We start from the raw sequence: 546 nt of genomic DNA, 5'->3' as shown, positions 1-546 counted from the left end.
TTTTTTCAAGCCGAAGCCGGCATACGAGAGAGGAGGAAGGTGCGGGGGGAGAGGAGAGGGGGAGAAGAGACAGCGGGAAGAGGGAGGAAGAGGGAGAAAGGGGAGAGGGGGTGGAAGAGAAAGAAGAAAGAGAAGAAGAAAAGGGAAAGGAGGAAAGAAGAAGAATAAATGAAGAAAGAAAAAAGGAAGAAGGGAGGGGGAAGAAAAAAAGAGAAAAAGGAGGAGAGGGGGGAGAGGGGGAGGGAGAAGGGAAGAGAAGAAAGGGGGGGAGGAAGGGGGAGGGAAAGGAAAGAGGAGAGGGGGAGGGGAGAGGAAGGAGAAGAGGGAAAAGAGGAGAGAGGGGGAAAGAAAGAAAGAAGGAGGGAAGGAGGGAGGGGAGGGAAAAAAAAAAAGAGAAAGGAAAGGAAGAGGGAGGGGGAATAACAAGGGGAGGAAACAAAGAGGGGGGGAAAGAGAGAGAAGAGGAAGAGGAGGAGGGGGGAGGAACCAGCAAGAAAAGGAAAGGGGGTGGACAGAAGGAATAGGACATATATGGCATAATTATTT

General features: G+C 51.1%; 1 protein-coding gene. It reads left to right on the top strand.

From position 1 onward, the window contains the following. The coding region (locus tag K5Q58_RS21380) for a hypothetical protein (protein WP_220755739.1) at nucleotides 1–524 on the top strand (524 nt) is incomplete at its 5' end. Nucleotides 525–546 lie beyond the last annotated feature (22 nt).

Source organism: Shewanella sp. KT0246, from assembly GCF_019654955.1.
In the GTDB taxonomy this organism is placed as follows: Bacteria; Pseudomonadota; Gammaproteobacteria; order Enterobacterales; family Shewanellaceae; genus Shewanella; species Shewanella goraebulensis.
The sequence above is the reverse complement of the archived record's forward strand: the minus strand, read 5'-3'. Positions and strand labels throughout refer to the sequence as shown.